We start from the raw sequence: 25,901 nt of genomic DNA, 5'->3' as shown, positions 1-25,901 counted from the left end.
AAATAATTAATCCAGTCTCTACAATAGCATGCATCAATATAAGTCGCGTACTGTCAAAGCACCGACTTTAGGCTAACGCCATCAACTCATCGGTAACCAACATTAAGAAGCAACGGTAAAAAGCAACAAATACAAAAATGGCCCCGCATTCACTGCAGAGCCATCTGTTTGTCTTTTACTTAGCGACTTCTTAGTGACTAATTAGCCTTAAAGCAGAATCAGGTAAGTTAAGAACACCACACACAGTCCGTAGATAAGCGGGTGTACTTCTTTGCGCTTACCTGCCACAACCATTGTGAATGCGTAGCTGATGAAGCCCATCGCCATACCGTTCGCTGGAGAGAAGCTTAGCACTGTGAACATGATGGTAAAGAAGGCTGCAATGCGTGACTCTTTCTTTTCCCAGTTGATCTGACCAAGACGACCTACCATGTAGATGCCGACTACTACCATCGCCGGTGCAACCATTGCAGCCGAGAAGATAGAGAAGATTGGGTATAGGAATAGCGAGATTAGGAACAGACCAGCCACCATGACTGCTGCCAAACCCGTTTTTGCACCTTGAGAAGAAGCGATGCCAGACTCAGAGAAAGCAGTGATCGATGTGGTACCAAGAATTGAACCAATCACAGTACCGCCCGCATCTGCTACTAGAGCCGATTTCGCGTTTGGCACCTTGCCGTCTTTATCGATGATACCCGCATCACGGCCAACGCCGACAATGGTGCTCAAGCCATCAAAGAAATCGACAATCAAGAAGATAAGTACGATGAACAGTAAGTCGAACATTTTCTCTGGCGTGAAAGCAGAGAAATCGAAGATAGCGCCGAAGCTGCCAGCCATGCTTGGTGGCATAGCAATGAACTGCTCTGGGATTGGTGCGTTTGAAGTGCCCATGAAGACGTCAGCAAGAATCGTCAACACGATAGCAGAAACGAATGAGATGAACGTTGCTAGCTTGATGTCACGAACCATACAACCCAGTGCGATGAAGATGCTCACGTAAGCGATGATCACTTTTGGATCAGAAATGTCGCCTAAGCCTACCAATACGAATGGGTTAGAAACGATGATGCCCGCATTCTTAAGACCTAAGAAAGCAATGAACAGTCCGAGAGACACGGTAATCGCCAACTTCAAATCTTCAGGAATCGATTCAATCATCGATTTACGAATATTGGTCAATGAGAACGCAAGGTACAAAATACCAGATAGGAAGATACCGAACAGCGCTTCATTCCAAAGCACGGCAACAGATCCACTTAACAGCAGACCTTTGAAAAAGCCGTTCATACTCATGCCCGGCGCTAGCATTACAGGGTAGTTGCCCCAAATGCCCATAATTAGGGTTGCGATTGCCGCAGACAGAGCCGTTGCAGTAAACACGGCACCTTTGTCCATGCCTGGAATATCACCCAAAATTGCTGGGTTAACCGCCAGAATGTAACTCATCGCCAAGAAAGTAATGAAACCCGCATACAGCTCAGTGCCAATCGTGGTTTTTCTTTCAGTGATTTTAAACATCGAATCAAGCGAGCCAGAGGTGTTCTGGGCTTTCAGGGTGGAATCGGTACTCACAACAAAACCTTTGCAATAAATTAAGAATTTGGTGATTCAAATGCTGTGAGAATAGAGAGGTCTCTACACTAAAAACTGTAGTCACCAAGGTAGGCTCGGTAGTAGAAACACCTAGTCCATATCACTAGATATATACAGCATTTAATCGTTTGCGCGGATTGTAAGGATTGAGATTAAAACTTCAACAAATTTTGTCCAGATCACATAAAAAAGTACCGATGACGAGTCATTACATTTATACAAAGATCCTTGAGAAGATCATTCGCTAATAAATAACGATCAAGCCAGTTGTTCTCAATCATCTAAATATGCTACTCTTCGCCTCCATTTTTCTGACCTAATTTTCACCAGTTGCTTCTATTAGTTTTACTCGTTATCTCTTTATAGACGTAACCAACGGCACAATTAGTAGATGCGCCATCGGAACAAAAATTAGAGTCAGTGCTATCTTTTAAAGTGTAGGTTTATTGCCTTCACTCAATCCAACCAACAGTGGAAATATACAGATGGGCAAAGGTACTCTTTACATCGTATCTGCACCTAGTGGCGCAGGTAAGTCGAGCTTGATCTCAGCAATGCTAGAAACCAATCCAACCTACGCAATGAAGGTATCTGTTTCACACACCACTCGCGGTATGCGCCCTGGTGAAGAAAATGGTGTTCACTACCACTTCGTAGAGAAGCATCATTTTGAAGACCTTATTACTAAAGGTGAATTCCTAGAGTACGCTGAAGTGTTCGGCAACTACTACGGTACTTCACGCGTTTGGATTGAAGAAAACCTAAACCGCGGTATCGATGTATTCCTAGATATCGACTGGCAAGGTGCTCGTCAGATCCGTGAACAAATGCCTCAAGCGAAGAGTGTATTCATTCTTCCACCATCAAATGGTGAACTAGAGCGTCGTTTGAATGTTCGCGGTCAAGACAGCGACGAAGTTATTGCGAAACGCATGAGCGAAGCAAAATCAGAGATTTCTCACTATGCAGAATATGATTATGTGATCGTGAATGACGACTTTGATGCAGCCCTAATGGACTTCAGAGCTATCATTCGTGCGGAACGCTTAAAAGAAGATAAGCAAGCAGCGAAATACAGCGGCATGCTTACTGCTTTATTAGCGGAATAATCTAGATCCCCTAGATTTTCTATTGAGATAAGTATACGGTGATCTAGAAAGTATCTAGTTAAACTTGTATACTTTCTCGTCATCAAAAATTTATTAGTTAATTACTATTTGGAGTCCTCATGGCACGCGTAACTGTTCAAGACGCTGTTGAAAAAGTTGGCAACCGTTTCGACCTAGTTCTTATTGCGGCTCGCCGCGCACGTCAAATGCAAACTGGCGGTAAAGATTCACTAGTGCCTGAAGAAAACGATAAGCCAACGGTTATCGCTCTTCGCGAAATCGAAGAAGGTCTTATCACTAAAGACGTACTAGATGCTCGTGAACGTCAAGAGCAACAAGAGCAAGAAGCGGCTGAACTTGCAGCAGTAAGCAGCATCGCTCACACTCGTTAGCTCATATTCGCAAAAAGCGTCATTCGAACTAATTAACCTTCCGGGCCTTTAATTTGTATCTATTCGATAGCCTCAAAGACGTTGCCCAAGAATACCTAACAGAGCCTCAAATTGAGGCTCTGCGTCAATCTTATGTGGTAGCGAGAGACGCCCATGAAGGGCAAACCCGCTCAAGCGGTGAACCATACATTATCCACCCTGTAGCTGTTTCAAGAATCCTGGCAGAAATGCGTCTGGATATCGAAACCCTGCAAGCTGCTCTGCTTCATGATGTCATCGAAGACTGTGATGTCACTAAAGAAGATCTAGAGGAAAAATTTGGCAATACCGTTGCTGAATTGGTTGATGGTGTATCTAAGCTGGATAAGCTTAAATTTCGTGATCGCAAAGAAGCGCAAGCAGAGAACTTCCGCAAGATGGTTCTCGCCATGGTGCAAGACATCCGCGTTATCTTGATCAAATTAGCTGACCGTACTCACAACATGCGCACGCTTGGGGCACTTCGTCCTGACAAAAAGCGTCGTATTGCTCGTGAAACCCTAGAGATTTATTCTCCACTAGCTCACCGTCTTGGTATTCATAACATCAAGACCGAACTAGAAGAGCTGGGCTTTGAAGCCCTCTATCCTAACCGTTATCGCGTACTTAAAAACGTAGTGAAAGCTGCGCGTGGTAACCGTAAGGAAATGATCCAACGTATCCATAGCGAAATTGAAGGCCGCCTTGAAGAGGTCGGTTTGCCTGCTCGCGTACTTGGTCGTGAAAAAAACCTGTTCTCCATCTACAACAAGATGAAAACTAAAGAGCAGCGCTTCCACACCATTATGGACATCTACGCTTTCCGCGTCGTGGTTGATACCCCAGATACTTGTTATCGCGTACTTGGTCAGGCTCACAGCCTGTACAAGCCTCGCCCTGGCCGCATGAAAGATTACATTGCGGTACCAAAAGCCAACGGCTACCAATCTCTGCACACGTCAATGATCGGCCCTCACGGGGTGCCAGTTGAGGTTCAGATCCGTACTGAAGATATGGATCAAATGGCAGACAAAGGTGTCGCAGCGCACTGGTCTTACAAAGGCAACGGCTCACGCAGCAGTAATGGCACAACCGCACAGGTTAAAGCACAACGTTGGATGCAGAGCTTACTTGAGCTGCAACAAAGCGCGGGTAACTCATTCGAATTCATTGAAAACGTTAAGTCTGATCTGTTCCCAGATGAGATCTTCGTGTTCACGCCGAAGGGTCGCATTGTCGAGCTTCCGGCAGGCGCAACAGCGGTCGATTTTGCTTACGCGGTGCATACCGATGTCGGCAACATGTGTGTAGGTGCTCGTGTAGACATGAACCCTTACCCACTCAGCAAATCGCTGAAGAACGGTCAAACTATTGAGATCATCAGTGCTCCGGGCGCACGTCCGAATGCAGCATGGCTCAACTACGTAGTGACCTCACGCGCACGTACAAAGATCCGTCAGGTTCTGAAAACCATGCGTCGTGAAGAGTCGATCACGCTAGGCCGTCGTTTACTGAATCATGCACTTGGCGAACACTCTATTGGCGATATCGGCCAAGAGAATATCGACCACGTATTGTCTGATCTTCGCCTAGACAATGTTGAAGACTTACTGGCATCGATTGGTCTTGGTGAGCTGATGAGTATCGTTATTGCTCGTCGTCTACTGGGTGATGCTGACGAACTGACTGAAGTGGAAAACAACAGCGACACACCAAGGAAGAAATTGGCTATCCGTGGTGCTGAAGGTCTACTACTGACGTTCGCTAACTGTTGTCACCCAATTCCAGATGATCACATCATTGCCCATGTATCGCCAGGTCGTGGCCTTGTGGTTCACCGTGAAACGTGTCCAAACGTTCGTGGTTACCAGAAAGAACCAGACAAGTACATGGCGGTGGAATGGTCTGACGATTACGACCAAGAGTTCACAGCTGAACTTCAGGTTGATCTGCAGAACCACCAAGGTGCACTGGCTGAGTTAACTAACGTTATCTCGAAAACAGGCTCGAACATTCACGGTATTTCAACTGAAGAACGTGATGGACGCCTGTACACAGTGACTATCTTGCTGACCACCAAAGATCGTGTTCATCTTGCAAGTATTATGAAAAAGCTACGTGTGATGCCACACGCGCTGAAAGTAAGACGTCGTAAGAACTAACGTTTAAACTTGATAATAGTTTTGCCAAAAATTTAAATCCCCTTAATGCTTTATCGCTTAAGGGGATTTTTATAACCGTAATCCTAGTATTTACCGCGCTCCCTCCCATTCCTGCCTGTACAAAAATCCAGTAAAATGCTTGAATAGATCATCTCTCTTACGTTTATGAGCCTTGTTATGTCACAGCTTTTATCTGCTATCCCTCTCAACTCTTTATCTGGAGTCGGCGCTAAAGTCGCAGAGAAACTGGAAAAGGTTGGGCTTAACAACGTACAAGATCTGCTTTTTCACCTCCCTTTGCGCTATGAAGATAGAACACGTATCTACCCCATCGTAAAACTGCACGCGGGCTTATGGGCTGCAGTGCAAGGCAAGGTCATGCATGTCGATACCATTTTCGGTAAACGTAAGATGTTGGCGGTAAAGATCAGCGATGGTAACGGCACCATTACCCTACGCTTTTTCAACTTCACCGCAGGTATGAAGAACAACTTTGCTGAAGGCAAACAAGTGCATGCCTACGGTGAGATCAAGCGCGGTAACATGGGGCTGGAGATTGTCCATCCCGACTACAAATTCTTTGCGCCTAGGCAACAGCCAGATGTTGAAGCCAATCTGACTCCGGTGTACCCAACCACCGAAGGGCTAAGACAAGTCACGCTGCGTAATCTTACCGATCAAGCCTTAGAGCTAATCGACAAGGCCGCAGTTAACGAGCTTCTCCCATCAGGTTTATACGACCACCAAATTACCCTCGCACAAGCACTGCATACCATTCACAGGCCGCCCCCGGGCATTGACCTAGAGCTGTTTGATGAAGGCAAGCACCCTGCGCAACTGCGCCTAATTATGGAAGAGTTACTGGCTCAAAACCTGTCTATGTTGTCTGTTCGTAGCAAAGGGCAGCAAGACAAGGCAATGCCTTTTCCTCCAGTAAACACCCTTAAAGATAAGCTACTGGCTCAGCTGCCGTTTTCACCAACCAATGCCCAAGCACGAGTGACCAAAGAGATCGAAGCTGACCTTGAAAAGCCGCACCCAATGATGCGTTTAGTGCAGGGCGATGTAGGCTCAGGTAAAACTTTGGTCGCTGCGCTTGCGGCTGTTCGCGCATTGGAACACGGTCAACAAGTAGCACTTATGGCACCCACTGAACTACTCGCAGAACAACACGCGATTAACTTTGCCAACTGGTTTGAGGCAATGGGTATTCAAGTTGGATGGCTAGCAGGTAAGCTCAAAGGCAAAGCTCGTGAAACTGAACTAACACGTATTGCCAGTGGCGAAGCGCAAATGGTGGTCGGTACTCATGCCCTGTTCCAAGAGCATGTCGAGTTCAAAAACCTTGGTTTAGTGATCATTGATGAGCAACACCGATTTGGTGTCCACCAGCGATTAGAGCTACGTGAGAAAGGCGCAAAGCAAGGCTACTACCCACATCAGTTGGTCATGACCGCTACCCCAATCCCACGAACGTTAGCAATGACGGCCTATGCCGACCTCGAAACTTCGATTATTGATGAACTGCCACCGGGACGAACCCCAATTCAAACCGTGGCAATTCCTGATACCAAGCGCGATGATATTGTCGAACGGGTGCGTAATGCGTGTCTCAATGAAGGCAAACAAGCCTACTGGGTATGTACGCTGATTGATGAATCCGAAGTATTAGAAGCGCAAGCCGCGGCCGACACTGCAGAAGAGCTGCAACGCAAACTACCAGATGTAAAAATTGGCTTGGTGCACGGCCGAATGAAACCCGCCGAGAAACAGGCGGTGATGAGAGAGTTCAAAGAGAACAAGCTGCATCTATTGGTTGCGACAACCGTGATTGAAGTGGGCGTGGATGTTCCGAATTCGAGCTTAATGATCATCGAGAACCCAGAACGTCTTGGCCTAGCGCAACTGCACCAACTGCGTGGCCGTGTCGGCCGAGGTTCGGTCGCAAGTCATTGTGTATTGTTGTATCACTCTCCGCTGTCTAAAACCGCTCAGAAACGCCTAGGTGTGCTACGTGAAAGTAACGATGGCTTTGTGATTGCACAGCGCGACTTAGAAATCCGTGGTCCCGGTGAATTGCTCGGTACCAAACAAACTGGCTTGGCTGATTTCAAGATCGCCGATCTAATTCGTGACCAACGTTTGATACCTGAAGTGCAGCGTATTGCGCGTCATATTCACGATAGCTACCCAGACAATGCTAAGGCGATCATCAACCGTTGGTTGGGTGAACGCGATGTTTACTCTAAGGCGTAGTTAACACTAAGGCGTAGTTAACACTGAGACCGTGTTCAAACGTAAAAAAGGCTTCCTCAAGGAAGCCTTTTTAGTGTGCGTTACTTTCATCAAGCAAGAGCGAGATTCCCTATTCGCTCGTTCCTCACGATAGGGAATGACGATCAAAGTAAACTTTCATCATCAAAGTCCATGGTTAGCAATTCGTCATCCTCGGAGAGGGAAGAATGACCGAGTCGGGGATCTCTTAACCGTTCCCCGAACCGAACTTATCGTCATCAAACGGACCGATGATAACTAGGGCTTAACCGGGAAACTGATCTGCGCTTTTAAGCCACCTTCACTGCGGTTATTGACCACAACAGCACCTTGATGCTGGCTAACGATACGTTTCACAATTGCTAAGCCCAAGCCCGTTCCTTCGCTACCACGAGCCGTGTCACCACGCGTGAAAGGTTCAAACAGCTTTCCGATCTGGTCTTGTGGAATACCCGGCCCGTTATCTTCTACCGTCACCCAAGCAAGCTTGTTATCCGCCGTCATACCAGTTGATACCTTGACCCAACCATTACCGTAACGCAGCGCATTCACCACCAAGTTGCTCACAGCACGCTTCATCGCGATCGGATTACCTAGCGCTGGCTTCATCGATTCTGGAATATCGGTTTCAATCTGAACCTCGTAGCCACCCTCAGAGCTCGATACCTCACGAGCAATATCATCGACAAACACCGCTTGGAATGAATCTCGGTCGACAGGCTTTAGGTAATCCATGAACTGGCTGATGATTTCATTACACTCTTCGGTATCACTGATAATCCCCTCAGCTAAGTAGGCATCCTCTGGTGACATCATCTCAGTCGCTAAGCGAATACGCGTTAACGGAGTACGTAAATCATGGCTGATACCCGCCATCAACAAGGCGCGGTCTTCTTCTAGCTCTTGGATGCCTTTCGACATCTGGTTAAAGGCTCGAGTTACCGAGCGAATCTCTTGTGCGCCTTGAACTGGCAATGGCGGTGGAATATCACCTCGCCCGACACCTTGCGCCGCTTTCTCTAGCGCTATCAACGGACGGTTTTGCAATCGGATAAACAGCCAACCACCTGCGACAATCAACAGCGCCATGATCAGACTGTTACGAAACAGTGGTGCAAAATCCTCTTCTTGCAGCTCTGATAACGGAATACGAATTAAAGAGTTGGGTAACTGCGCAATGTCCATCCAAAGCACATAGCTCTCTTTACCCAAGATCAGCCGCACTTCAGTTTCAGAACCCAGCTCCTTGGTCATCTCCTCACTCATCAGGTCGATTGCGACCGCATGGTAATACTCACCCGCCGCTTCGCTGCCCTTGGCGTGAACGGTTACCCCGAGCTGTTCAAGCACACGCTGACGCAATGGCGCATCGATCTCGATATCACTGCCTTGGTCCAATACCAGGTTTAGCTCGTGAGCCAAAATCTTATTAAACTGCTGCAAACTTGGCATCAACGCATAGTTAAACACCGCGTAATAAGAAAAAATTTGGCTAGCGACCAATAGCGTTAAGAAAAGCACTATCGACTGAGTAAAGGAGCTACGTATACGCATGGGGTACCCGAGATGTAGAAAGATAAAGAAAGTGTTATATGACTATAACTCTAAACCATTGTGCTGAATAGAAAACGGGCCATCGCATATTAATGAGATGACCCGTAAGATTCACAGAATCGATAAAGCTACTGTAGAGCTTATTAAGCTGAATTACACAGCTTTGCCATCTGGAACGAATACATAACCCAAGCCCCACACCGTTTGGATGTAGCGAGGTTTGCTTGGATCTTCTTCCACTAGACGACGCAGACGTGAAATCTGAACATCGATAGAACGTTCCATTGCTGAATACTCACGGCCACGAGCCATGTTCATCAGCTTATCGCGAGACATTGGCTCACGAGCATTCGTTACCAAGGACTTAAGAACCGCAAATTCACCCGAAGTAAGCGGCATTGGCTCTTCACCGCGGAACATTTCGCGAGTACCTAAGTTCAAGCGGAACTCACCAAACTCAACCACAGACTCTTCTGTGCTTGGTGCACCCGGTGCTTCAATGACTTGGCGACGCAGTACCGCTTTAATACGAGCAAGCAGTTCACGTGGATTAAATGGTTTTGGCAGGTAATCATCAGCACCCACTTCCAAGCCCACAATGCGATCCACTTCATCACCCTTTGCAGTAAGCATCAGGATTGGTAGCGAGTTGTTTGCGTTTCGTAGACGACGACAGATCGATAGACCATCTTCGCCCGGCAACATTAAATCCAATACCATCAAGTGAAAATTTTCACGGGTTAACAGGCGGTCCATCTGCTCACTGTTTGCCACGCTACGCACTTGAAAGCCCTGCTCTGACAGATAGCGCTCTAACAGTGCACGTAAACGAGCATCGTCATCGACCACTAAAATTTTGTAGTTTTCTTGCATGTAATGGTTCCACCTATTAAAGCTTAAACCTAAGGTTAAGCATTCTTGGTAAATTGTATATTGGTATAAGACATTAAAAATGTAACATTATTGGAGAAAAAGTCGCCTAAATAATTGTTAACGTATGTTGCCTTTCTATATATTCTATCTTAGATCATCATTTCATTAAGTCAGATTTATGAAAACCAAACTTATTACTCGAGAAGGTTATAACAAGCTCAAAGCAGAACATGACCACTTATGGCACGAGAAACGCCCTGAAATTACTAAGATAGTCACTTGGGCGGCAAGCCTTGGAGATCGCTCAGAAAACGCAGATTACACCTTCAATAAGCGTCTACTTCGTCAGATCGATCGCCGAGTGCGTTTTTTAAGAAAGTTCCTACCTGATGTCACGATCGTTGATTACTCGCCACAACAAGAAGGTAAGGTCTTTTTCGGTGCTTGGGTCGAAATTGAGAATGATGATGGGGAAATTAAGAAGTTTCGAATTGTCGGCCCAGAAGAGATCTACGGCGATGCTAAAGGCTATATCTCTATCGACTCACCAATGGCTAGAGCTCTGCTCAAGAAAGAAGTAGATGACGAGTTTACGGTAAAAACACCGGAAGGCGACAAAGAGTGGTTCATTAACTCGATTCGCTACGCAGACAACGAATAACCAAACTTAATAAACACTTAGCGATAAACTGAGTGTTCAGCAAACCCAAACTCCAGATAAAAGAAAACCCCGCAAGGCTTTCGCCTAGCGGGGTTAAGTCTCTATCGCAGCAATCCGGCTACTGTTTATCTCTTCGAGATAAGGTGCTCCCTGCATCTTTCCTTGATAGTGGCTAAATCCTTTAACCAATTTCCTTTTTGTTCATCGCCATCCTAGCGGTGTCCATTCTAGCCTGTCATCCTGACTGGCGAATCTCATCCAGAGATTATCACTTCCTTGCTGACCACTCATCCTAAGTAATCAAATCTTCATCCTGAAGATACCTAGTCCATTAGGCTTTTTCCTGTTCCTGCCAACTCCCTGTCGACAAGTTAAATATTACGGCAAATGGCCGTGTTTCCTAGATAGTCTTAAAAAACATTTCAGGTGAGAAATACGCCCACAAACACACAATCAAATAAAATCAGCAACTTAGTGTAACATCAAGACGATTTCATCGGTCTAAAGCGACTTAGTCTCACATCACTTGTAAGAGATCTCGCACAAAGCGGGTATCAGAAACGGAAATTCGACTTCTGACAGGATAATTACACAGCCAAAGCTAGAAAAAGCGTACGCTCACCCCCATGTATTTGTCATGATATTAAATAAGAGATTCATCGGATGAGCCAAGCTATCTGTCGACTGATCGCTGAAGAACTGAATGTCCGTTCTGAGCAAGTCACTGCCGCAGTAAACCTAATTGACGACGGTAACACCGTTCCCTTTATTGCCCGCTACCGTAAAGAAGTTACGGGTGGCTTAGACGATACCCAACTACGTAACCTTGATAGCCGCCTTTCATACCTTCGCGAGCTAGACGATCGTCGCCAAACAATTCTTAAGTCGATTCAAGACCAAGGAAAACTCACGCCAGAACTCGAGCGTGATATCACTCAAGCAGACAGCAAGACTCGCCTAGAAGATTTATACCTGCCATACAAACCAAAGCGCCGTACTAAAGGCCAGATCGCGATTGAAGCGGGCTTAGAACCACTTGCCGACACACTGTGGAATGAACCACAGCACGATCCAGAAACGGAAGCGGCGAACTTCATCAGCAACGATAAAGGCATTGCCGATACCAAAGCTGCTCTCGATGGTGCTCGTGCGATCATCATGGAACGCATTGCGGAAGACGCAAACCTACTAGAAAAGATTCGCCAACACCTAACACGCAACTCAGAGCTAGTCGCTCGTGTAGTGACAGGTAAAGAGCAAGAAGGCGAGAAGTTCAAAGACTACTTCGAGCACAACGAAACACTCAGCAAAGTGCCGTCTCACCGTGCTCTTGCAATGCTACGAGGCCGTAATGAAGGCTTCTTAACACTGGCAATGAACGCAGACCCGGAGCAAGAAGAAGGTGTACGTGGTTCATACTGTGAGAACATTATCTCTGATCACTACGGCATTACCCTAAGCAGCGCACCTGCGGATGCTTGGCGTAAGCAAGTGATTAGCTGGGCATGGCGCATCAAGGTTTCTATGCACATGGAAACTGAATTGATGGGCGCAATGAAAGAGCGTGCAGAGATCGAAGCGATTGAAGTATTCGCAACCAACCTAAAAGACCTACTCATGGCAGCGCCAGCTGGTCCTCGAGCAACCTTAGGCTTGGACCCAGGTTTACGTACCGGTTCGAAAATCGCTGTCGTGGATTCAACCGGTAAGGTTTTGGCAACAGAAACTATTTACCCTCACCCACCTCAAAAGCAATACGACAAATCGGCACACGTGGTTGAGCAGATGGTTCGTCAATTCAATGTTGATTTGATTGCGATTGGTAACGGTACGGCTTCACGCGAAACCGACAGCTTTGTGGCTGACGTAATTAAACGCGGCAACCTAAAAGCGCAAAAGATCATTGTTAGCGAAGCGGGCGCATCGGTGTATTCCGCGTCTGAACTAGCTGCAAAAGAGTTCCCGAACATGGATGTATCAATTCGTGGTGCGGTGTCTATTGCTCGTCGTCTGCAAGATCCACTGGCAGAGCTAGTGAAGATTGACCCTAAATCGATCGGTGTGGGCCAATACCAACACGATGTGAGCCAAACTATGCTCGCTAAGCGCCTAGATGCGATTGTCGAAGACTGTGTAAACGCCGTAGGCGTTGATGTGAATACAGCGTCTGCCGCGCTACTTACTCGCGTAGCCGGCCTTTCTAGCACCATCGCTCAGAACATCGTGGATTTCCGTGATGAGAATGGTCGCTTCGAAGCACGTACTACGCTAAAGAAAGTCGCTCGCTTAGGGCCAAAAGCCTTTGAACAGTGTGCTGGTTTCCTACGTATTATGGATGGTAAGAACCCGTTAGATGCATCATCGGTTCACCCAGAAGCTTACCCAGTAGTGAAAACCATTGCCGAGAAAAACCACAAAGACATCAAATCTCTGGTAGGTAACACCGACTTCTTACGTGGTTTGCACGCGGTTGATTACACCAATGAAAACTTTGGTGTTCCAACGGTCACCGACATCATCAAGGAGCTGGATAAGCCGGGACGCGACCCTCGCCCTGAGTTCAAGACTGCAACCTTCGCAGATGGCGTAAACAGCGTTTCAGACCTAGAACCAGGCATGATTCTAGAAGGTGTGGTATCGAACGTGGCTAACTTTGGTGCCTTCGTTGATATTGGTGTTCACCAAGATGGCTTAGTGCATATTTCAGCGCTCACCGATCGCTTTGTCTCTGACCCACGTGAAGTGGTTAAAGCGGGCGACATCGTGAAAGTGAAGGTGATGGAAGTGGATGTTCAGCGTAAACGTATTGCACTAAGCATGCGTATGAAGGACGAGCCGGGACAAGACAACCGTGCTCAACGTTCAAGTGCACCTCGCACACAAAACCGCTCGAATCAAAACTCGCAAGGTGGCCAACGCCGTCGTGAAGAGCCGCAACAAAACGCTGCAATGGGTGGAGCATTCGCTGCCGCTTTTGCTAAAGCGAAAAAGTAATCCATTAGCTCATCTAAAAAGCTGATGTGCTTAAAACAGAAAACCTGCATCCCTTAGGGTATGCAGGTTTTTTTATTATGTGTTCAAAAAAGACATCGAAGCTTGGTTGTATTCTTCGTGTTTATACTCAAAATAATTGGAGTTGCAGCTAGGCAACAAGTAAGTTCAGCCCTATGAGCATAGGGGTTCTATGTGATTAGGGTGAACTTACGCAGTTAACAACGCTGCAGCTTCAAGTATGAAGAGTATAATTATAATACGACCAACATCTCTGACGGAGCATGAGGCGCAACAGCATGACCATAATGATACTTTATGACCTTACGTCGTTTCTCCATCTGTCCTTCCTGAATCGCCGCATCTAAAACATGCTTTGGCAGGCGGAAACGCATGGTATAGCCTTTGCCTTGATCAGCACTGTATGTTTTCAGTGCCAATAAGCTGAACAGCCGATCAAAAGGGTCTTGTGGCTCTTCTTGGCTAACCGAATTGGCCTCTGACTCGTTCTCCATTTCATAACCTGGATGGTCTGAAGGATCCCAAGCCGACTGCTGCCTTCGTTTATCGTCTGATTTTACCTTACGCTCTGCATTGGTTCTCGCCAATGCTACTGCGGGAGCAACAGGCTCTCGGACTCTATTATCACGCGCAACTTGCTCTGTTTGCACATTAACGGACGGGGCGATTAGTGGCACACTCACTGCAGTTGCAGGTGACACAATCATCGCGAACTCTCCTCAAGAATCGCCCATCGTTTTTGCTATAACGCTGTTGTACTGTGAGTCAGCACAACAGGCATAGCCCAACTTATCGCAATCAGCTCAGGAGAGAGTTAGGTCTGAGTATCAAGCAACACGTTGGTGTTATACCAATCGTAGTAAATAACTGATCATCCTAGCTTGTTAAAATGCTCGATAACGGCGTTAGATTTTTTGATTGTAGAATAACTACTTATCGAAACTACTTGTCAAAAAAAAGCTGCCTTGTTCTCAAGCCTTTTACCTACGCTATTTTTGAACACTTACTTACTGTGATTGGTATTAGCTTATATATCGACCAAGCCGGATATATATTTAGCAATTATTTTTGTGCGAAGCTGACAAGCTCACTGCAAAAGGCATCCGCTTCGGTCATAAACGGTGCATGCGAAGACTGGGTAAATATGTATTGCTCGGTATGAGGCAAGGCTGTGCCTAAGTCTTTCGCAACCTTGATTGGCACCAATCCATCTAATCGACCATACAAGCGTAGCATTGGTACTGAAATCTCAGGCAGTTGTTCACGCAGATCGACATCCGACAGCATCTTTAATCCTGCCAATAATGAGTCAGGGTTCGGCAACGGGCGAGACAGCACCGCTTGCTTGAGTTGTTTTACATCTTGCCTTGCTGAAGGGCTGCCCATGGCTTGCAATGCCATAAAGCGTTCGATGGTGGTTTGGAAATCTTCAACCAGTTGCTCGGTGAATGCGCTTAATACTTTGGGCTGAATGCCTCGCCATAACACGGGCTCTTTTGCAGCGGCGAATTTGGGAGAACTGGCGACAGTCACCAGCTTGCTCACGTAATCTGAGTGATGGAGAGCCATGTGCGTTGCGACCAAGCCTCCAAGTGACCAACCCACCCAAATCGCTTGCTTTGGTGCTTCGGCCAAAAGCTGCTGAGCAATCTCTTCAAGATCTTGAGCGTGGCAGTGCGCGCTGTGTCCATACCCTGGTAAATCGACAACATGCACTCGAAAATCAGCTTGTAATGCATTAACGGTTTGTTGCCATACCGCACCGTTCATTCCCCAGCCGTGAACCAGTACTAAATCAGGCCCTTGCCCAGAAACATGCCAATATAACGCGTCACTCATTCTCAATATTCCCTACTTTTTCCATCAGCGATAATCCGCGCTTTTCAGTATGGTGAGCAAAAGGAACACCATAACCCAAAAGCATCACGAGCTATGTTATCCGATTGGCTACAAAAACACACACCACGTCTGGTCACACCTCAATGCCACCTGTGCAAACTTGATAAACTGCCCAGTGATACACATCCTCGATGGTGCAATTCTTGTCTCAAACTCTTTCAGCCAGTACCACGCTGCCAACGATGTGGTTTAAAAACACTGCTCACAGTAGAGCAGTGCGGACAGTGCTTATCTCAACCTCCACCTTGGCATCGCCTCTACTGTGTCGGCGATTACACCTTCCCTACAGCAGGTTACATTCAGCAAATGAAGTACGCTGATAAGTTTTGGTTTGCACGTGATCTATCTAAGCTATTGGCATCACGTATCGAATATCCTGCTCCGCTGATCACCAGCGTGCCGCTGCATTGGCGTCGATATACTCATCGCGGCTTTAATCAAAGTAAGCTGCTAGCCGACTACACGGCTCAAGAGCTTGGCGTTGAAAGTGATGTGCTCTTTCGTCGAATTCGCTCAACGGCTTCCCAGCAGGGGCTGACTAAATCCGCACGATTACACAATCTAAAGAGCGCTTTTGCGCTGCGAAAACAAGACGTTCAAGGAACTATCCCCTCTCACGTCGCGATAATTGATGATGTTGTAACCACCGGCAGTACTGTGTATCAATTATGCCAATTACTACTTGAAGTGGACGTTAAAAGGATTGATATTTACTGCATCTGCCGCACTCCTGAGCCCTCTGGATAAAAGCTGTGAATCACTACTTGTACAGCAATCCAACAAAAAAGGGCTGAATTACAAATCTGACAGGAGTAGAATGGCGCTAATAACCTACAAATCTACTCAGGTATTCGTCGTGTCAAATATTACTATTACAGAAACAGCTCAAACTCATTTTGCCAATCTGCTGTCACAGCAGCCTGAAGGTACAAACATTCGTGTGTTCGTGGTAAACCCGGGTACACAAAACGCAGAGTGTGGTGTTTCTTACTGCCCAACAGATGCTATCGAAGCGTCTGACACAGAGCTTAAATTCGAAGCTTTCTCTGCATACGTAGATGAGCTAAGCCTACCGTTCCTAGATGAAGCTGAAATTGACTTCGTTACTGACAAAATGGGCTCTCAGCTAACGCTTAAAGCACCAAACGCTAAGATGCGTAAAGTCGCAGACGATGCACCACTTCTAGAACGTGTTGAATACGCAATTCAAACACAAGTTAACCCGCAACTTGCTGGTCACGGCGGTCACGTTAGCTTGGTAGAAATCACTGAAGACGGCGCAGCTATTGTAGCATTCGGTGGTGGTTGTAACGGTTGTTCTATGGTTGATGTAACGCTAAAAGAAGGCATCGAGAAAGAACTTCTTCAACAGTTTGAAGGTGAACTGACTGCTGTTCGTGATGCAACTGAGCACGATCGTGGTGAGCACTCTTACTACTAATCACTGATTTAGTGTTAGTTGTTATTTGAAAGGTTGATGCGCAAGCATCAACCTTTTTTGTTATGTGGATAAGCAAGTTAGGACTATCGCGTTCTCTCTATACTCTTTTGCTATACAACCATATTTTCACCTCGTTACCATCTTGAGTAAGGTATTCAAGTGATCGTAATCGATTCCTGCTTCAATAATTTTCGGATATGAAAACTCGGATCTAGGAACTCAAGGTCATTTCCCCTATATTAGAATGACTTTATAAGAAAGAATTCCAATGAGCTAAGGAGCGAGCGCAATGACGAAAAGGACCAAGCCAGAGATTTTGGCTAAACAAACTGTCGCTCAATCAAGACTATTCTCTATCGAGTCTCTCGACTTACGCTTTTCAAACGGCGAAGAGCGCACTTACGAACGCATGAAGCCCAGCGGGCGCAACGCAGTGATGATGGTTCCTATTACTGAGCAAGGCGATATTCTATTAGTACGTGAATATGCAGCGGGAACTGAACGCTACGAACTTGGCTTTCCAAAAGGGCTGATTGATCCTGGTGAGCAGCCAAACGAAGCCGCCGTTCGCGAACTCAAAGAAGAGATAGGCTTCGGTGCCAACAAGCTTACTCCGCTGAAGGAAGTGATCCTTGCACCCTCTTACTTCTCTAGCAAAATGACGCTGTTTATTGCAGAAGACCTCTACCCAGAAAAGCTAGAAGGTGATGAGCCAGAGCCTCTCGATATTGTGCGCTGGCCACTTGCTCAAGCCGAAGAACTGTTAACACATCTCGATTTCTGTGAGGCTCGGAGTATTACAGCCCTGCTTTTAAGCCTTCGTGTATTAAACAATAACTAGAACATTCAGGCTCGCTCTAAGAGTAAGAGAACATTTATGCCAATAACAAAAGATTTGTCTCACCTCCTACCCTCTGTCATTGAGATTGCTCGCTCTGCTGGTCAACTCATCTTAGAGATCTACGAGAAAAAGGATTACGAAGAGTTCATTAAGAGTGATGACACTCCAGTAACCAGTGCCGATCTTGCAGCACATAAGCTGATATTAAAAAAACTCAGTGAATTGACGCCTGATATTCCCGTATTATCCGAAGAAGACGCCGACATCAGCCTAGAGCAACGCTCTCAATGGGATCGCTACTGGTTAGTTGACCCACTGGACGGCACCCAGGAGTTCATCGCACGAAGTGGTGATTTCGCGACAATTATCGCCCTAATCGAGCATAACAAGCCAGTGATGGGCGTGGTATACGCACCCGTTTCAGGTGTGAGCTATTACGCTTACAGTGGCAAAGGCGCTTGGAAGATCCCAGACCTTAATGACAGCGTGAAAATCAAAACGCATCGTCACGAGCTGCCAAACCAGTCAATCGCCATGGCGATCAGCCGTCGCCAGGACATCAATCGCATCACTAGCCGTATGAGCTCAGCATGGAATTATGATTTGGTTCCTCTAGGCTCAGCAGCGCTTAAGGCCTGTTTAGTCGCAGAAGGCGCTGTGGATTGTTATCTGCGCCTTGGACCAACCGGAGAGTGGGATACCGCCGCAACGCAGTGCATTGTTGAAGAAGCTGGCGGACGTATCTTAAGTACTCAACTAGAACCGCTTTCGTACAATGAAAGAGAAACGCTAGAAAACCCGAACTTCATTGTACTCGGTGATGCAGATTTACCGTGGGTAGAAATTTTGCAAGGCAAAGACTAGGCGAGTTTGCTCCCTTTAACTGTCAGATATCCTCTAGATTCTCAGAACAAACAAAACGGGCACCTCAGTGAGGTGCCCGTTTTTTATATCTCGTAATTTAGTGACCCTTAGCCGTTTAGCTAAAAACGACCTTGATAAGTAAACTGGTACTTACCTTGGCTATCAGGATTACCCAACCATTTAAGCTGATTTTGCATCGTTGGCGGGAATTCAACACCCGGTTTAAACCACGCTGCAGATGTGTAGCGCTGGTTAGATGTTAGACTCGCTGAGAACTCACTGTCTACTTGAGTGCTCTTCTGAACGCCTTTGGCTGCAATTGTACTGTCTTCACAGGTTATGTCCGCAATCACAGGACCAAGGTCTAACGAACCAACAGGTGAATCGACTGCAGCACCAGACCAAGCCACAGTACCTTCACCAGACTGACACCAAGGTTGAGCATGAACCGCATGCTTGATCGTCAGCTCAACCTGTCCACCAATTGAAACCGGGACTGGAATGGCTGGAGCATATTTCATCACGTTAGCAGCGGGCATTGATGCGACTAAGTTTTCCGCATACGCACCACTCATGCTGTACCCAACACGCCCTTTTCCTGACAAGTTCATGTCGCTATTACGACCAAAACGAACCGCTAATTCAGCTTTGGCTTGGAAGAGTTTAGAGAACTGAAAGTCCCACTGTACTGAACCGTAATTAACACGCTGCCAGGCGATATTATTGGCGCTGCCCTGCCAAACCGTTCCTTCAACACCTTCAATATTCAAGCCACGCACAGCCGGTGCATGTTTGAGTACAAAAGAGGCCGGTAGATGCAGCAACAGACTAACCGAGAAAAAGACAATAAAGATGCCGCCAAAAAGTAAACCTAACTTCAAAGATAAACCGCGTTTCACATTAACCTCGTTTAAACTGTAGTCGGTTGACCTCAATAACCCCTGGGTTATCGGAGCGATCAATGTCCATAAACTCAACTTCGACACCCTGCTTCTCTTTCAAGTATGTCAGCCAATCTAAGAACTGATTAAAAGGCACAGGTTTCACCCAGACTTGCAGCATCTCGCCACGTGGTTGCACACGTATTAGCTCGATATTAAAGCGACGCATAGAAGCAGGCACAGATTGATTCAGAGGTTGACTGGCACTAATGCCGCCACTGCCTCGTAGTTCAACCACTTCATTGGCTTTATTGGTTACCCAAGCCAGTAGTTGCTTCTCGCTTTGAATGCGGGTCTGCGCAAGTTCAGCTCGCTGACTGAGTGGCTGGATTAGCCCCCAATAAACGACACCGACCACCAATAAAATTGAGCAACCAATCACTAATCGTTGCTCTCTTTGACTTATTGAAGTCCACCACGCTTGGAGTGGCTCAATCATATTTCTCATCACTGATCTCCTTACGCAGGTTATTGATGGGGTTTAAGAGTAAAGCTGCCAAATACGGCATCACCATTACGATTCAATGGCCCTTGCTCAACGGTAAACTTCTCTTCAAGTTTCACTCGCGCAGTCTCGAAATATTGGAAGTCAGTACTTTTCGCTTCCAATCTCACCTCTGAGCGGTTGCCGTCGTAGCGAATACTATTCACTTCGATGGCTTTCACTTGTCCTAAAGTTTCTGGCAGTAACGCTAGCCATCCAAGTAAGGAATCACCATCACCCGAGCCACCATACTTCTTAGCTTCGTCGTTCATCTGGCGCTTAAGGTAGCTGACCGTCGGAATACGTTGCTTGCCCGGAAGTACGCTTCTAAAAATACGTTCACTCTCCGTTCGGTACGCTTCGGCTTGTGCTTCGTACTGCTGAACCTTTAAGACTTGCTGAGTGACGATCACCGCCACCAGCAAACAAGCTGCGATCGCTACTTTTTGCCATACACGCCAGTACTTACTGAATGAAGATTTGGTTTTAAAGGTGCCAGTCAGTAAGTTTACGCCACTTGTAATGGCTTGTTGGCTCAGTAAAGACATCACCAGTTCCGCAGGTTTAGCTTGCCACTCAATGCCACTTTGCAGTTGAACGTCATCACTTGGCAGTGCGGTGTAGCTAAAAATCGTTGGTGATTGCTCTTCGTCATCTAAGGCAACCCAATCGCTTTGTAAGAACATCGCTAGCCACGCCTCATTGATCGACACTGCTTGATAGTTGCTTTGACGCAATAACCAATGTTGGTCGATCTGCAGCGCACTGATGCCCTGATCTTCTAAAGGCAACGCTAAGGTATCAGGCAATACTTTACGAAAGATAATGTTCGCTTCGCGGAAAGTATCCAGCGCCTGCTTAAGCCAATCACGTTCCACACCACACACTGTCGCGTGCGTTGCGTCTTTCTCTAAAATAGTCAGGTGTAAGTCTTCGATATCTTGTGCGACTTCGTCTTCTAATAAAAACGGCAGCATAGAATCGAACTGGCGAGCAGCACCTTTCGGGATCTCAACACGCTTAATTAAGCATTCATTTCCCGGCAATAAAGCGATACAGCTACGCTTTTCAGCGTAAGGCGTTAACTCATCCAGCTGCTCCCAGCTAGACAGTTCGCCACTTGCTATCACTTCTTGTTGGCTTGTCGACCAAACTAACCACTGCACAGGGCTTTGTGGTTCGCTACTCAGTCGAACGGTCAGAAACTCGCTCACTGATTCCTCCAAAACGACGGCGTACTACCGTCACTGTTTCTCGATTACTACTATAGAAAAGCGTCCGTATACGTACACGTGACTGCTCAACTAATACCTCTGCATCTAGCTCAAAATAGGCGCTATCTACAGTTAAATATGCTTTCGCTTTTTTGCTGACTTCGGCACTCACACCCACAATAGCAGGCTCAGCCATAAACGCATCCACCGTATCCCAACCATCGAATGGGCGTTTGTCTATCAGCTGTTTGGCATCCGATTCACTTAAGCCGGGGGCAAACATCGCTTCCAATAACGGCGCCTGCTTTTCCGTAAGAGTATTCACATTCAAACGGAAATCGTCGCTCGGCAAAGCACAAACAAAGGGGCGAACCTTATTCATCACCTCACCCGTGACTTGATAAACCGCGCGTAGCTCGGACTCATCGGCCATTAAGCCATTCGCTGCCAAATAAGATGGCTTCATCGCCTCATAAGTACTGTCTTCGACACCTGATGAAGAGGTGGTTCGGGTATCACTATCAACAAATTCCCAGCTTGAATGTGCGATAACCTCGGCCTGATAAGGCTCAACATCTTGGTTTTCCAACAAGGTTTGCCAAACCGTAATTAAATAAGGTGTTTGGTTACTTGAAGTCGTCGCCACACCAGCCAACGCATTGAGATTAAAACATGCCTGAGCATCAACAATACGGCCTTTAACTTGACCATAATCCAACGGGTATACCTGTTCTTCTAACGCCCATGGTTGACTCAAGTTGACGGTATCACTGTCTTTGTAGCTTTGCCTAATGCCGTCTTGCACCAGCGCTTCGACACCAATGCTGTACCAGTAAGCCTGTTGGTAATTCAGTTGATTGCCCACGCGCTTAAATTGAGTAAACAGGCGTTCCGACATACTGCCTGCGATGGTTGCCATTATCGCCAGTAGCATCAGGATAATGATCAGCGCAACACCTCGCTGCTTGCGCCCCATGGCAGACCTTGTCAGTGCAAACTTATTAGTTCGATGAGTCATTATTCCCCTCATTACTACTTGAAGAGTCACTGTTTGAAGAATCATCGGCCTGATCTAGCGTGCCACCAGGGGTGAGATAAATACGCTCTATCTCACCATAATCTTTCAAGGTTAGCTTTAACCTTACCGCTTTCGGTAGCGATTTGTCGGCTTGCCACTCTTTCCCCCAGCGGCTTCCGTCATAAAACTCGAATTCCAAGCTTTCAACATCATCAAGCAAAGGCGTAATCACACCTTCTTGTCCTGCAGGAGTATCGGGGTAGCGCCACCACACACGCTCAAGCGTTTCTTCTTTAATGCGGTAACCCACTTTGGTGACTTCTCCGCGAGGAAACTGCTGCTGTGGGTTATGCCAGCCAAGGCGAGTAAACATGATGCCAACGCTGTCGGAATCCAGTAAATACTCTTTAATTAAGATCAGCTTAGATGATGCTTCTTCACCGTTGGTACGAAATTGTCGCACCGCCATCTGGCGAAAATCATTATCTAAAATGACTAAGCTACGTTGCAGTTGATTTAAACGAGCACTGCGCTCGATTGAAAGCTCGTTGCTGCGTTGAACCTGATTGACTACCTGATAAGCCGCCATGCTTAACGTGGCAAAGATAGCGATCGAGACCAAAACCTCAATTAAGGTAAAGCCTCTCCCTTTCGAAGATAGTCCTTGTTTACGAGGCACACGCTTATTGGCGGACATGCTCTTACTTAGCGACTTGCTCTTAGCTAACGCCACGCTTTTACTTGACCACATAGCTGCGCACCGTGACCACTGGAGAAGCTTGTTTACTGGTTGCCACACTCACATCAAACGCCTTTAATAAATCATCGCTAGTATCGATTGGCGTGACCTTCCAAAACCACTCTCTCTCGGCCAACTCTTGTGTGCCCTGCGCTTTTTTTAGCTTCTCAGGATGCAACATCACCAAAGCCATTTGATTATCAACGACCATAGCCGCGAAGGTTTTTTCTTCTAGATAACTGAGGGTATTGATGTGCTGAGTGACAGCACGAATCACACTGATCGCCGCAGTCGCAAAGATAGCGAGTGCAACCAATACCTCAAGCAGCGTCATTCCTCGAGAACCAAGGGTCATACCACGAGAACGATAAGGAGAACGGTTATTCCTCTTCATCTTCTTCTCCCGGTTCTAGCAGTCGAATCACACCATTGTCCAATACTCGAATACGCCAACCATCTTGTATGGTGTCTCCGGTATTTGGATAAAACGACAATACAAATGGCGTCATTTCAGCACTCGACAAGATGTAGATCTGTGGTGGTTTCGGCTTCTTTTCCTCTTCAAGATCAGCAAACATATCTTCATCAAACAAGCTTCCTGGGTTGAACAACCGATCATCGTCTTCCCATGCGCCACCACCTAGAGTCAGTGACAAGGCGAGTTCTTCCGGTAGTTCAGTTAAAGAGGGGATTTTTTCAAAATCGACTTCTTGCCAGCCTTCGGACTTAAGCGCCATCAGTACATAGGTCGATTTCTTTTCATCAACACGAACGCCAAAATCCAAACCACTCAAAATAGCCTCTTCATTGAGTAATTGAACTCGCTGATAAAAGCTTTGAGCGTATTTTTTAGCAACATCTTTGCTATTGGTAGGAATGGTCGCGATCACCGCGACCGCCGTTACTGACAGTAATACCAACACCAAAAGAATCTCAATTAAGGTGAAACCTGGCTGTGTTTGCTTAGTTTTCACCTTTAGACTCCATCTGTTTACTTCCTACCATCAATAACGTATCAAGCATCAATAACGAATCAAACAATAAGCTGAAGCTTATTGGAAATCCTGCATGTTCCAGTTGCCGATATCCGCCGCAATACCTTCACCACCTTCTTGGCCATCAGCACCAAGAGTGAAAATATCAATAGTGCCGTTATCACCAGGGCTTAGGTATTGGTACTCGTTACCCCATGGGTCGTTTGGCAGACGCTTGATGTAGCCACCGTCGCGGTAGTTACGAGGCTCTGGGCTGCTTGGCTTAGAAACCAATGCATCAAGACCTTGATCCGTTGTTGGGTAAACGCTGTTATCCAGTTTGTACATATCTAGCGCGTTCTCTAGCGCCACAATATCAGTGATGGCTTTTTGTTGGTCAGCCTTCTCTTTGTTACCCAATAGGTTAGGTACAACAAAGCTCGCCAATACGCCAAGGATAACCACAACAACCATCACCTCGAGTAGAGTAAAGCCTGATTGTTTCTTCATTCTGTTTTTCATTATTTTCTCCAAATTACAGACAGCGAGTTGAAGGTAATAATGTCCTTCTTCTCGATAATCCAAAAACTAACGTTTTATAAGCGGTAGGTTAGCCGCTCATTAAATTATTCATTTCAAGCATCGGCATCAGAGTCGCCATCACAATGAACAGCACTAAGCCTGCCATCAAAGCGATAAGTGCTGGCGTAAAGATACCTAACGCGATATTCACGGTCGATTCAAAGCTTTGATCCTGGTTATCTGCCGCTCTTGTTAGCATTTGCTCTAACTGACCACTCTGCTCACCACTGGCGATCATATGCAGCATCATTGGAGGGAAGAGTTTGGTTTGATCGAGCGCTTTACGCAGGCTTGCCCCTTCTCTAACACTGTCTGACGCCTGCAGTACTTGTTGCTTCACATGGTGATTCGACATTACATCAACCGCAACCTTCATCCCCTCAAGGATAGGAATCGCACTCGAGGTACAGATAGAGAGTGTTCGTGCAAAACGAGAGGTATTAATTCCTTTCGCGATCTTGCCGATCAGTGGAATGCTTAATAGCTTGCGATCCCAACTCATGCGAACACCCGGCTTTTTCAGAGCGGTCTTAATCAACACAATCACACCGATGATCAACAACAGTAATTGGATGCCCCAATTCTGGATAAATTCACTCGATGCCAATAAAAATTGTGTCGATTGAGGAAGTTCTTGGCCCATTTGGATAATCGGTTCAACGATCTTAGGTACCACGGTTGCCAGCAGGAACGAAACAATCGTCACCGCAAACACCACCAGCACCACAGGGTAGATCATCGCTTGCAGCAACTTAGAGCGCATCTTCTGACGGTTTTCTGCGTAATCAGCCAGTCGCTCCAATACCGCATCTAAGTGACCCGATTTCTCACCAGCCGCGACCATGGCTCTAAACAGTTCATCAAAGATATGTGGGTAATCAGCCAAGCTATCGGCTAGCGAATAACCTTCCGTTACCTTCGAACGAACCGCCAGTAACATGGTTCGAATACGTGGCTTTTCAGATTGCTCCGCCACGGCTTTCAAGCACTCTTCTAGCGGCATGCCTGATTGCACCAAGGTGGAAATTTGGCGAGTAATCAAAGCAAGGTCTGGCGTGCTGATACCACGCTTAAAGCTGGTCGAAGGCTGTGCACCTTTCGTCGTTTTAGCTTTAGCTTCGGTCATCTCAACCGGCATCAAGCCTTGTTCTTTGATTCTTTGGCGAGCCTGACGAGCGTTATCCGCTTCAATCGAGCCTTTTTTACTTTTGCCTTTGGCATCCAGTGCTTTGTATTCAAATGCCGCCATA

The 25,901-nt window shown here is 46.6% G+C and carries 24 protein-coding genes and 1 riboswitch; of the genes, 10 read left to right on the top strand and 14 right to left on the bottom strand.

Going from position 1 to position 25,901, the window contains the following annotated elements; genetic code table 11:
* Positions 1-207: 207 nt before the first annotated feature.
* A complete protein-coding gene (locus tag AB4507_RS17880) occupies positions 208-1,578 on the bottom strand; it encodes an NCS2 family permease (protein ID WP_017062465.1) in 1,371 nt (456 codons plus the stop codon).
* A gap of 58 nt (positions 1,579-1,636) precedes the next feature.
* Positions 1,637-1,736: riboswitch (purine riboswitch) on the bottom strand.
* 348 nt (positions 1,737-2,084) lie between these two features.
* Here AB4507_RS17880 and gmk point away from each other — a divergent pair.
* The 4 genes from gmk (at position 2,085) to recG (ending at position 7,536) form a co-directional block, all read left to right on the top strand.
* Positions 2,085-2,708, top strand: coding sequence for a guanylate kinase (gene gmk / locus AB4507_RS17875; RefSeq protein ID WP_017062466.1), 624 nt, complete (start codon positions 2,085-2,087; stop codon positions 2,706-2,708).
* Between the two features lie 119 nt (positions 2,709-2,827).
* Positions 2,828-3,100: a DNA-directed RNA polymerase subunit omega gene (rpoZ, locus tag AB4507_RS17870; protein WP_009848003.1), complete on the top strand. Its 273-nt coding sequence runs from the start codon at positions 2,828-2,830 to the stop codon at positions 3,098-3,100.
* 53 nt (positions 3,101-3,153) lie between these two features.
* Positions 3,154-5,280, top strand: coding sequence for a bifunctional GTP diphosphokinase/guanosine-3',5'-bis pyrophosphate 3'-pyrophosphohydrolase (gene spoT, locus AB4507_RS17865; RefSeq protein ID WP_017062467.1), 2,127 nt, complete (start codon positions 3,154-3,156; stop codon positions 5,278-5,280).
* Between the two features lie 177 nt (positions 5,281-5,457).
* Entirely contained in the window at positions 5,458-7,536 is a 2,079-nt protein-coding gene (gene recG, locus AB4507_RS17860; RefSeq protein ID WP_017062468.1) for an ATP-dependent DNA helicase RecG, read from the top strand.
* A 276-nt stretch (positions 7,537-7,812) separates the two neighbouring features.
* Here recG and envZ read toward each other — a convergent pair whose 3' ends face one another.
* Both envZ and ompR read right to left on the bottom strand, forming a co-directional pair.
* Positions 7,813-9,108, bottom strand: coding sequence for a two-component system sensor histidine kinase EnvZ (gene envZ / locus AB4507_RS17855; protein WP_102398527.1), 1,296 nt, complete (start codon positions 9,106-9,108; stop codon positions 7,813-7,815).
* 153 nt (positions 9,109-9,261) lie between these two features.
* A complete protein-coding gene (ompR, locus tag AB4507_RS17850; protein ID WP_008218409.1) occupies positions 9,262-9,981 on the bottom strand; it encodes a two-component system response regulator OmpR in 720 nt (239 codons plus the stop codon).
* Positions 9,982-10,159: 178 nt separating this feature from the next.
* Between ompR and greB the strand changes: the two genes are divergently transcribed.
* Positions 10,160-10,642: a transcription elongation factor GreB gene (gene greB, locus AB4507_RS17845; protein WP_017062470.1), complete on the top strand. Its 483-nt coding sequence runs from the start codon at positions 10,160-10,162 to the stop codon at positions 10,640-10,642.
* Between the two features lie 663 nt (positions 10,643-11,305).
* The gene (locus tag AB4507_RS17840) at positions 11,306-13,636 is read left to right on the top strand and encodes a Tex family protein (protein ID WP_102428474.1); all 2,331 of its coding nucleotides are present in this window, start codon (positions 11,306-11,308) and stop codon (positions 13,634-13,636) included.
* A 251-nt stretch (positions 13,637-13,887) separates the two neighbouring features.
* On the opposite strand, the gene AB4507_RS17835 is transcribed toward AB4507_RS17840, so the two are convergent.
* Positions 13,888-14,361, bottom strand: a complete 474-nt coding sequence (locus AB4507_RS17835) for a hypothetical protein (protein ID WP_017063078.1) — start codon at positions 14,359-14,361, stop codon at positions 13,888-13,890.
* 355 nt (positions 14,362-14,716) lie between these two features.
* On the bottom strand, positions 14,717-15,493 hold the full coding sequence (gene bioH / locus AB4507_RS17830; RefSeq protein ID WP_372169731.1) for a pimeloyl-ACP methyl ester esterase BioH: 777 nt from the start codon (positions 15,491-15,493) through the stop codon (positions 14,717-14,719).
* Between the two features lie 93 nt (positions 15,494-15,586).
* Here bioH and AB4507_RS17825 point away from each other — a divergent pair, with 93 nt between their 5' ends.
* The 4 genes from AB4507_RS17825 (at position 15,587) to cysQ (ending at position 18,699) form a co-directional block, all read left to right on the top strand.
* On the top strand, positions 15,587-16,300 hold the full coding sequence (locus AB4507_RS17825) for a ComF family protein (protein WP_170962812.1): 714 nt from the start codon (positions 15,587-15,589) through the stop codon (positions 16,298-16,300).
* A gap of 109 nt (positions 16,301-16,409) precedes the next feature.
* Positions 16,410-16,994 (top strand): Fe-S biogenesis protein NfuA, encoded by a 585-nt coding sequence (gene nfuA / locus AB4507_RS17820; protein WP_004741449.1) that lies wholly within the window; start codon positions 16,410-16,412, stop codon positions 16,992-16,994.
* A gap of 289 nt (positions 16,995-17,283) precedes the next feature.
* Positions 17,284-17,835 carry an ADP compounds hydrolase NudE gene (gene nudE, locus AB4507_RS17815; protein ID WP_017062476.1) on the top strand — a complete coding sequence of 184 codons (552 nt, stop codon included), beginning with the start codon at positions 17,284-17,286 and terminating at the stop codon, positions 17,833-17,835.
* Between the two features lie 36 nt (positions 17,836-17,871).
* Positions 17,872-18,699 (top strand): 3'(2'),5'-bisphosphate nucleotidase CysQ, encoded by an 828-nt coding sequence (cysQ, locus tag AB4507_RS17810; protein WP_017062477.1) that lies wholly within the window; start codon positions 17,872-17,874, stop codon positions 18,697-18,699.
* 119 nt (positions 18,700-18,818) lie between these two features.
* Here cysQ and AB4507_RS17805 read toward each other — a convergent pair whose 3' ends face one another.
* From AB4507_RS17805 to gspF, 9 genes are all read right to left on the bottom strand, one after another.
* Positions 18,819-19,598: a type II secretion system protein N gene (locus AB4507_RS17805; protein WP_017062478.1), complete on the bottom strand. Its 780-nt coding sequence runs from the start codon at positions 19,596-19,598 to the stop codon at positions 18,819-18,821.
* A gap of 1 nt (position 19,599) precedes the next feature.
* Positions 19,600-20,088, bottom strand: a complete 489-nt coding sequence (locus tag AB4507_RS17800; protein ID WP_017062479.1) for a type II secretion system protein M — start codon at positions 20,086-20,088, stop codon at positions 19,600-19,602.
* 20 nt (positions 20,089-20,108) lie between these two features.
* On the bottom strand, positions 20,109-21,338 hold the full coding sequence (gene gspL, locus AB4507_RS17795) for a type II secretion system protein GspL (protein WP_017062480.1): 1,230 nt from the start codon (positions 21,336-21,338) through the stop codon (positions 20,109-20,111).
* On the bottom strand, positions 21,307-22,356 hold the full coding sequence (gspK, locus tag AB4507_RS17790; protein ID WP_102398531.1) for a type II secretion system minor pseudopilin GspK: 1,050 nt from the start codon (positions 22,354-22,356) through the stop codon (positions 21,307-21,309). Before gspK ends, gspL begins: the two co-directional genes overlap by 32 nt.
* The gene (gene gspJ / locus AB4507_RS17785; RefSeq protein ID WP_065585035.1) at positions 22,340-23,107 is read right to left on the bottom strand and encodes a type II secretion system minor pseudopilin GspJ; all 768 of its coding nucleotides are present in this window, start codon (positions 23,105-23,107) and stop codon (positions 22,340-22,342) included. The genes gspK and gspJ overlap by 17 nt, the downstream gene beginning before the upstream one ends.
* Positions 23,094-23,489 (bottom strand): type II secretion system minor pseudopilin GspI, encoded by a 396-nt coding sequence (gspI, locus tag AB4507_RS17780; RefSeq protein ID WP_048612449.1) that lies wholly within the window; start codon positions 23,487-23,489, stop codon positions 23,094-23,096. Before gspI ends, gspJ begins: the two co-directional genes overlap by 14 nt.
* The gene (gene gspH, locus AB4507_RS17775; RefSeq protein WP_017062484.1) at positions 23,476-24,069 is read right to left on the bottom strand and encodes a type II secretion system minor pseudopilin GspH; all 594 of its coding nucleotides are present in this window, start codon (positions 24,067-24,069) and stop codon (positions 23,476-23,478) included. The genes gspI and gspH overlap by 14 nt, the downstream gene beginning before the upstream one ends.
* A 78-nt stretch (positions 24,070-24,147) precedes the next feature.
* Positions 24,148-24,591, bottom strand: coding sequence for a type II secretion system major pseudopilin GspG (gspG, locus tag AB4507_RS17770; protein ID WP_017062485.1), 444 nt, complete (start codon positions 24,589-24,591; stop codon positions 24,148-24,150).
* 88 nt (positions 24,592-24,679) lie between these two features.
* The gene (gspF, locus tag AB4507_RS17765) at positions 24,680-25,900 is read right to left on the bottom strand and encodes a type II secretion system inner membrane protein GspF (protein ID WP_017070113.1); all 1,221 of its coding nucleotides are present in this window, start codon (positions 25,898-25,900) and stop codon (positions 24,680-24,682) included.
* Position 25,901: the final 1 nt, after the last annotated feature.

The sequence above is a fragment of the Vibrio sp. 10N.222.54.A3 genome, assembly GCF_041474095.1.
GTDB classification, from domain to species: domain Bacteria; phylum Pseudomonadota; class Gammaproteobacteria; order Enterobacterales; family Vibrionaceae; genus Vibrio; species Vibrio crassostreae_C.
Note: the sequence above shows the minus strand (reverse complement) of the source record. Positions and strands in the feature narration are given on the sequence as shown.

Coding starts and splice junctions, on each gene's coding strand:
- gmk (WP_017062466.1), top strand. CDS start 2,085: ATGGGCAAAGGTACTCTTTACATCGTATCTGCACCTAGTGGCGCAGGT.
- rpoZ (WP_009848003.1), top strand. CDS start 2,828: ATGGCACGCGTAACTGTTCAAGACGCTGTTGAAAAAGTTGGCAACCGT.
- recG (WP_017062468.1), top strand. CDS start 5,458: ATGTCACAGCTTTTATCTGCTATCCCTCTCAACTCTTTATCTGGAGTC.
- envZ (WP_102398527.1), bottom strand. CDS start 9,108: ATGCGTATACGTAGCTCCTTTACTCAGTCGATAGTGCTTTTCTTAACG.
- ompR (WP_008218409.1), bottom strand. CDS start 9,981: ATGCAAGAAAACTACAAAATTTTAGTGGTCGATGACGATGCTCGTTTA.
- greB (WP_017062470.1), top strand. CDS start 10,160: ATGAAAACCAAACTTATTACTCGAGAAGGTTATAACAAGCTCAAAGCA.
- AB4507_RS17840 (WP_102428474.1), top strand. CDS start 11,306: ATGAGCCAAGCTATCTGTCGACTGATCGCTGAAGAACTGAATGTCCGT.
- AB4507_RS17835 (WP_017063078.1), bottom strand. CDS start 14,361: ATGATTGTGTCACCTGCAACTGCAGTGAGTGTGCCACTAATCGCCCCG.
- bioH (WP_372169731.1), bottom strand. CDS start 15,493: ATGAGTGACGCGTTATATTGGCATGTTTCTGGGCAAGGGCCTGATTTA.
- AB4507_RS17825 (WP_170962812.1), top strand. CDS start 15,587: ATGTTATCCGATTGGCTACAAAAACACACACCACGTCTGGTCACACCT.
- nudE (WP_017062476.1), top strand. CDS start 17,284: ATGACGAAAAGGACCAAGCCAGAGATTTTGGCTAAACAAACTGTCGCT.
- cysQ (WP_017062477.1), top strand. CDS start 17,872: ATGCCAATAACAAAAGATTTGTCTCACCTCCTACCCTCTGTCATTGAG.
- AB4507_RS17800 (WP_017062479.1), bottom strand. CDS start 20,088: ATGAGAAATATGATTGAGCCACTCCAAGCGTGGTGGACTTCAATAAGT.
- gspK (WP_102398531.1), bottom strand. CDS start 22,356: ATGACTCATCGAACTAATAAGTTTGCACTGACAAGGTCTGCCATGGGG.
- gspJ (WP_065585035.1), bottom strand. CDS start 23,107: ATGTGGTCAAGTAAAAGCGTGGCGTTAGCTAAGAGCAAGTCGCTAAGT.
- gspI (WP_048612449.1), bottom strand. CDS start 23,489: ATGAAGAGGAATAACCGTTCTCCTTATCGTTCTCGTGGTATGACCCTT.
- gspG (WP_017062485.1), bottom strand. CDS start 24,591: ATGAAAAACAGAATGAAGAAACAATCAGGCTTTACTCTACTCGAGGTG.
- gspF (WP_017070113.1), bottom strand. CDS start 25,900: ATGGCGGCATTTGAATACAAAGCACTGGATGCCAAAGGCAAAAGTAAA.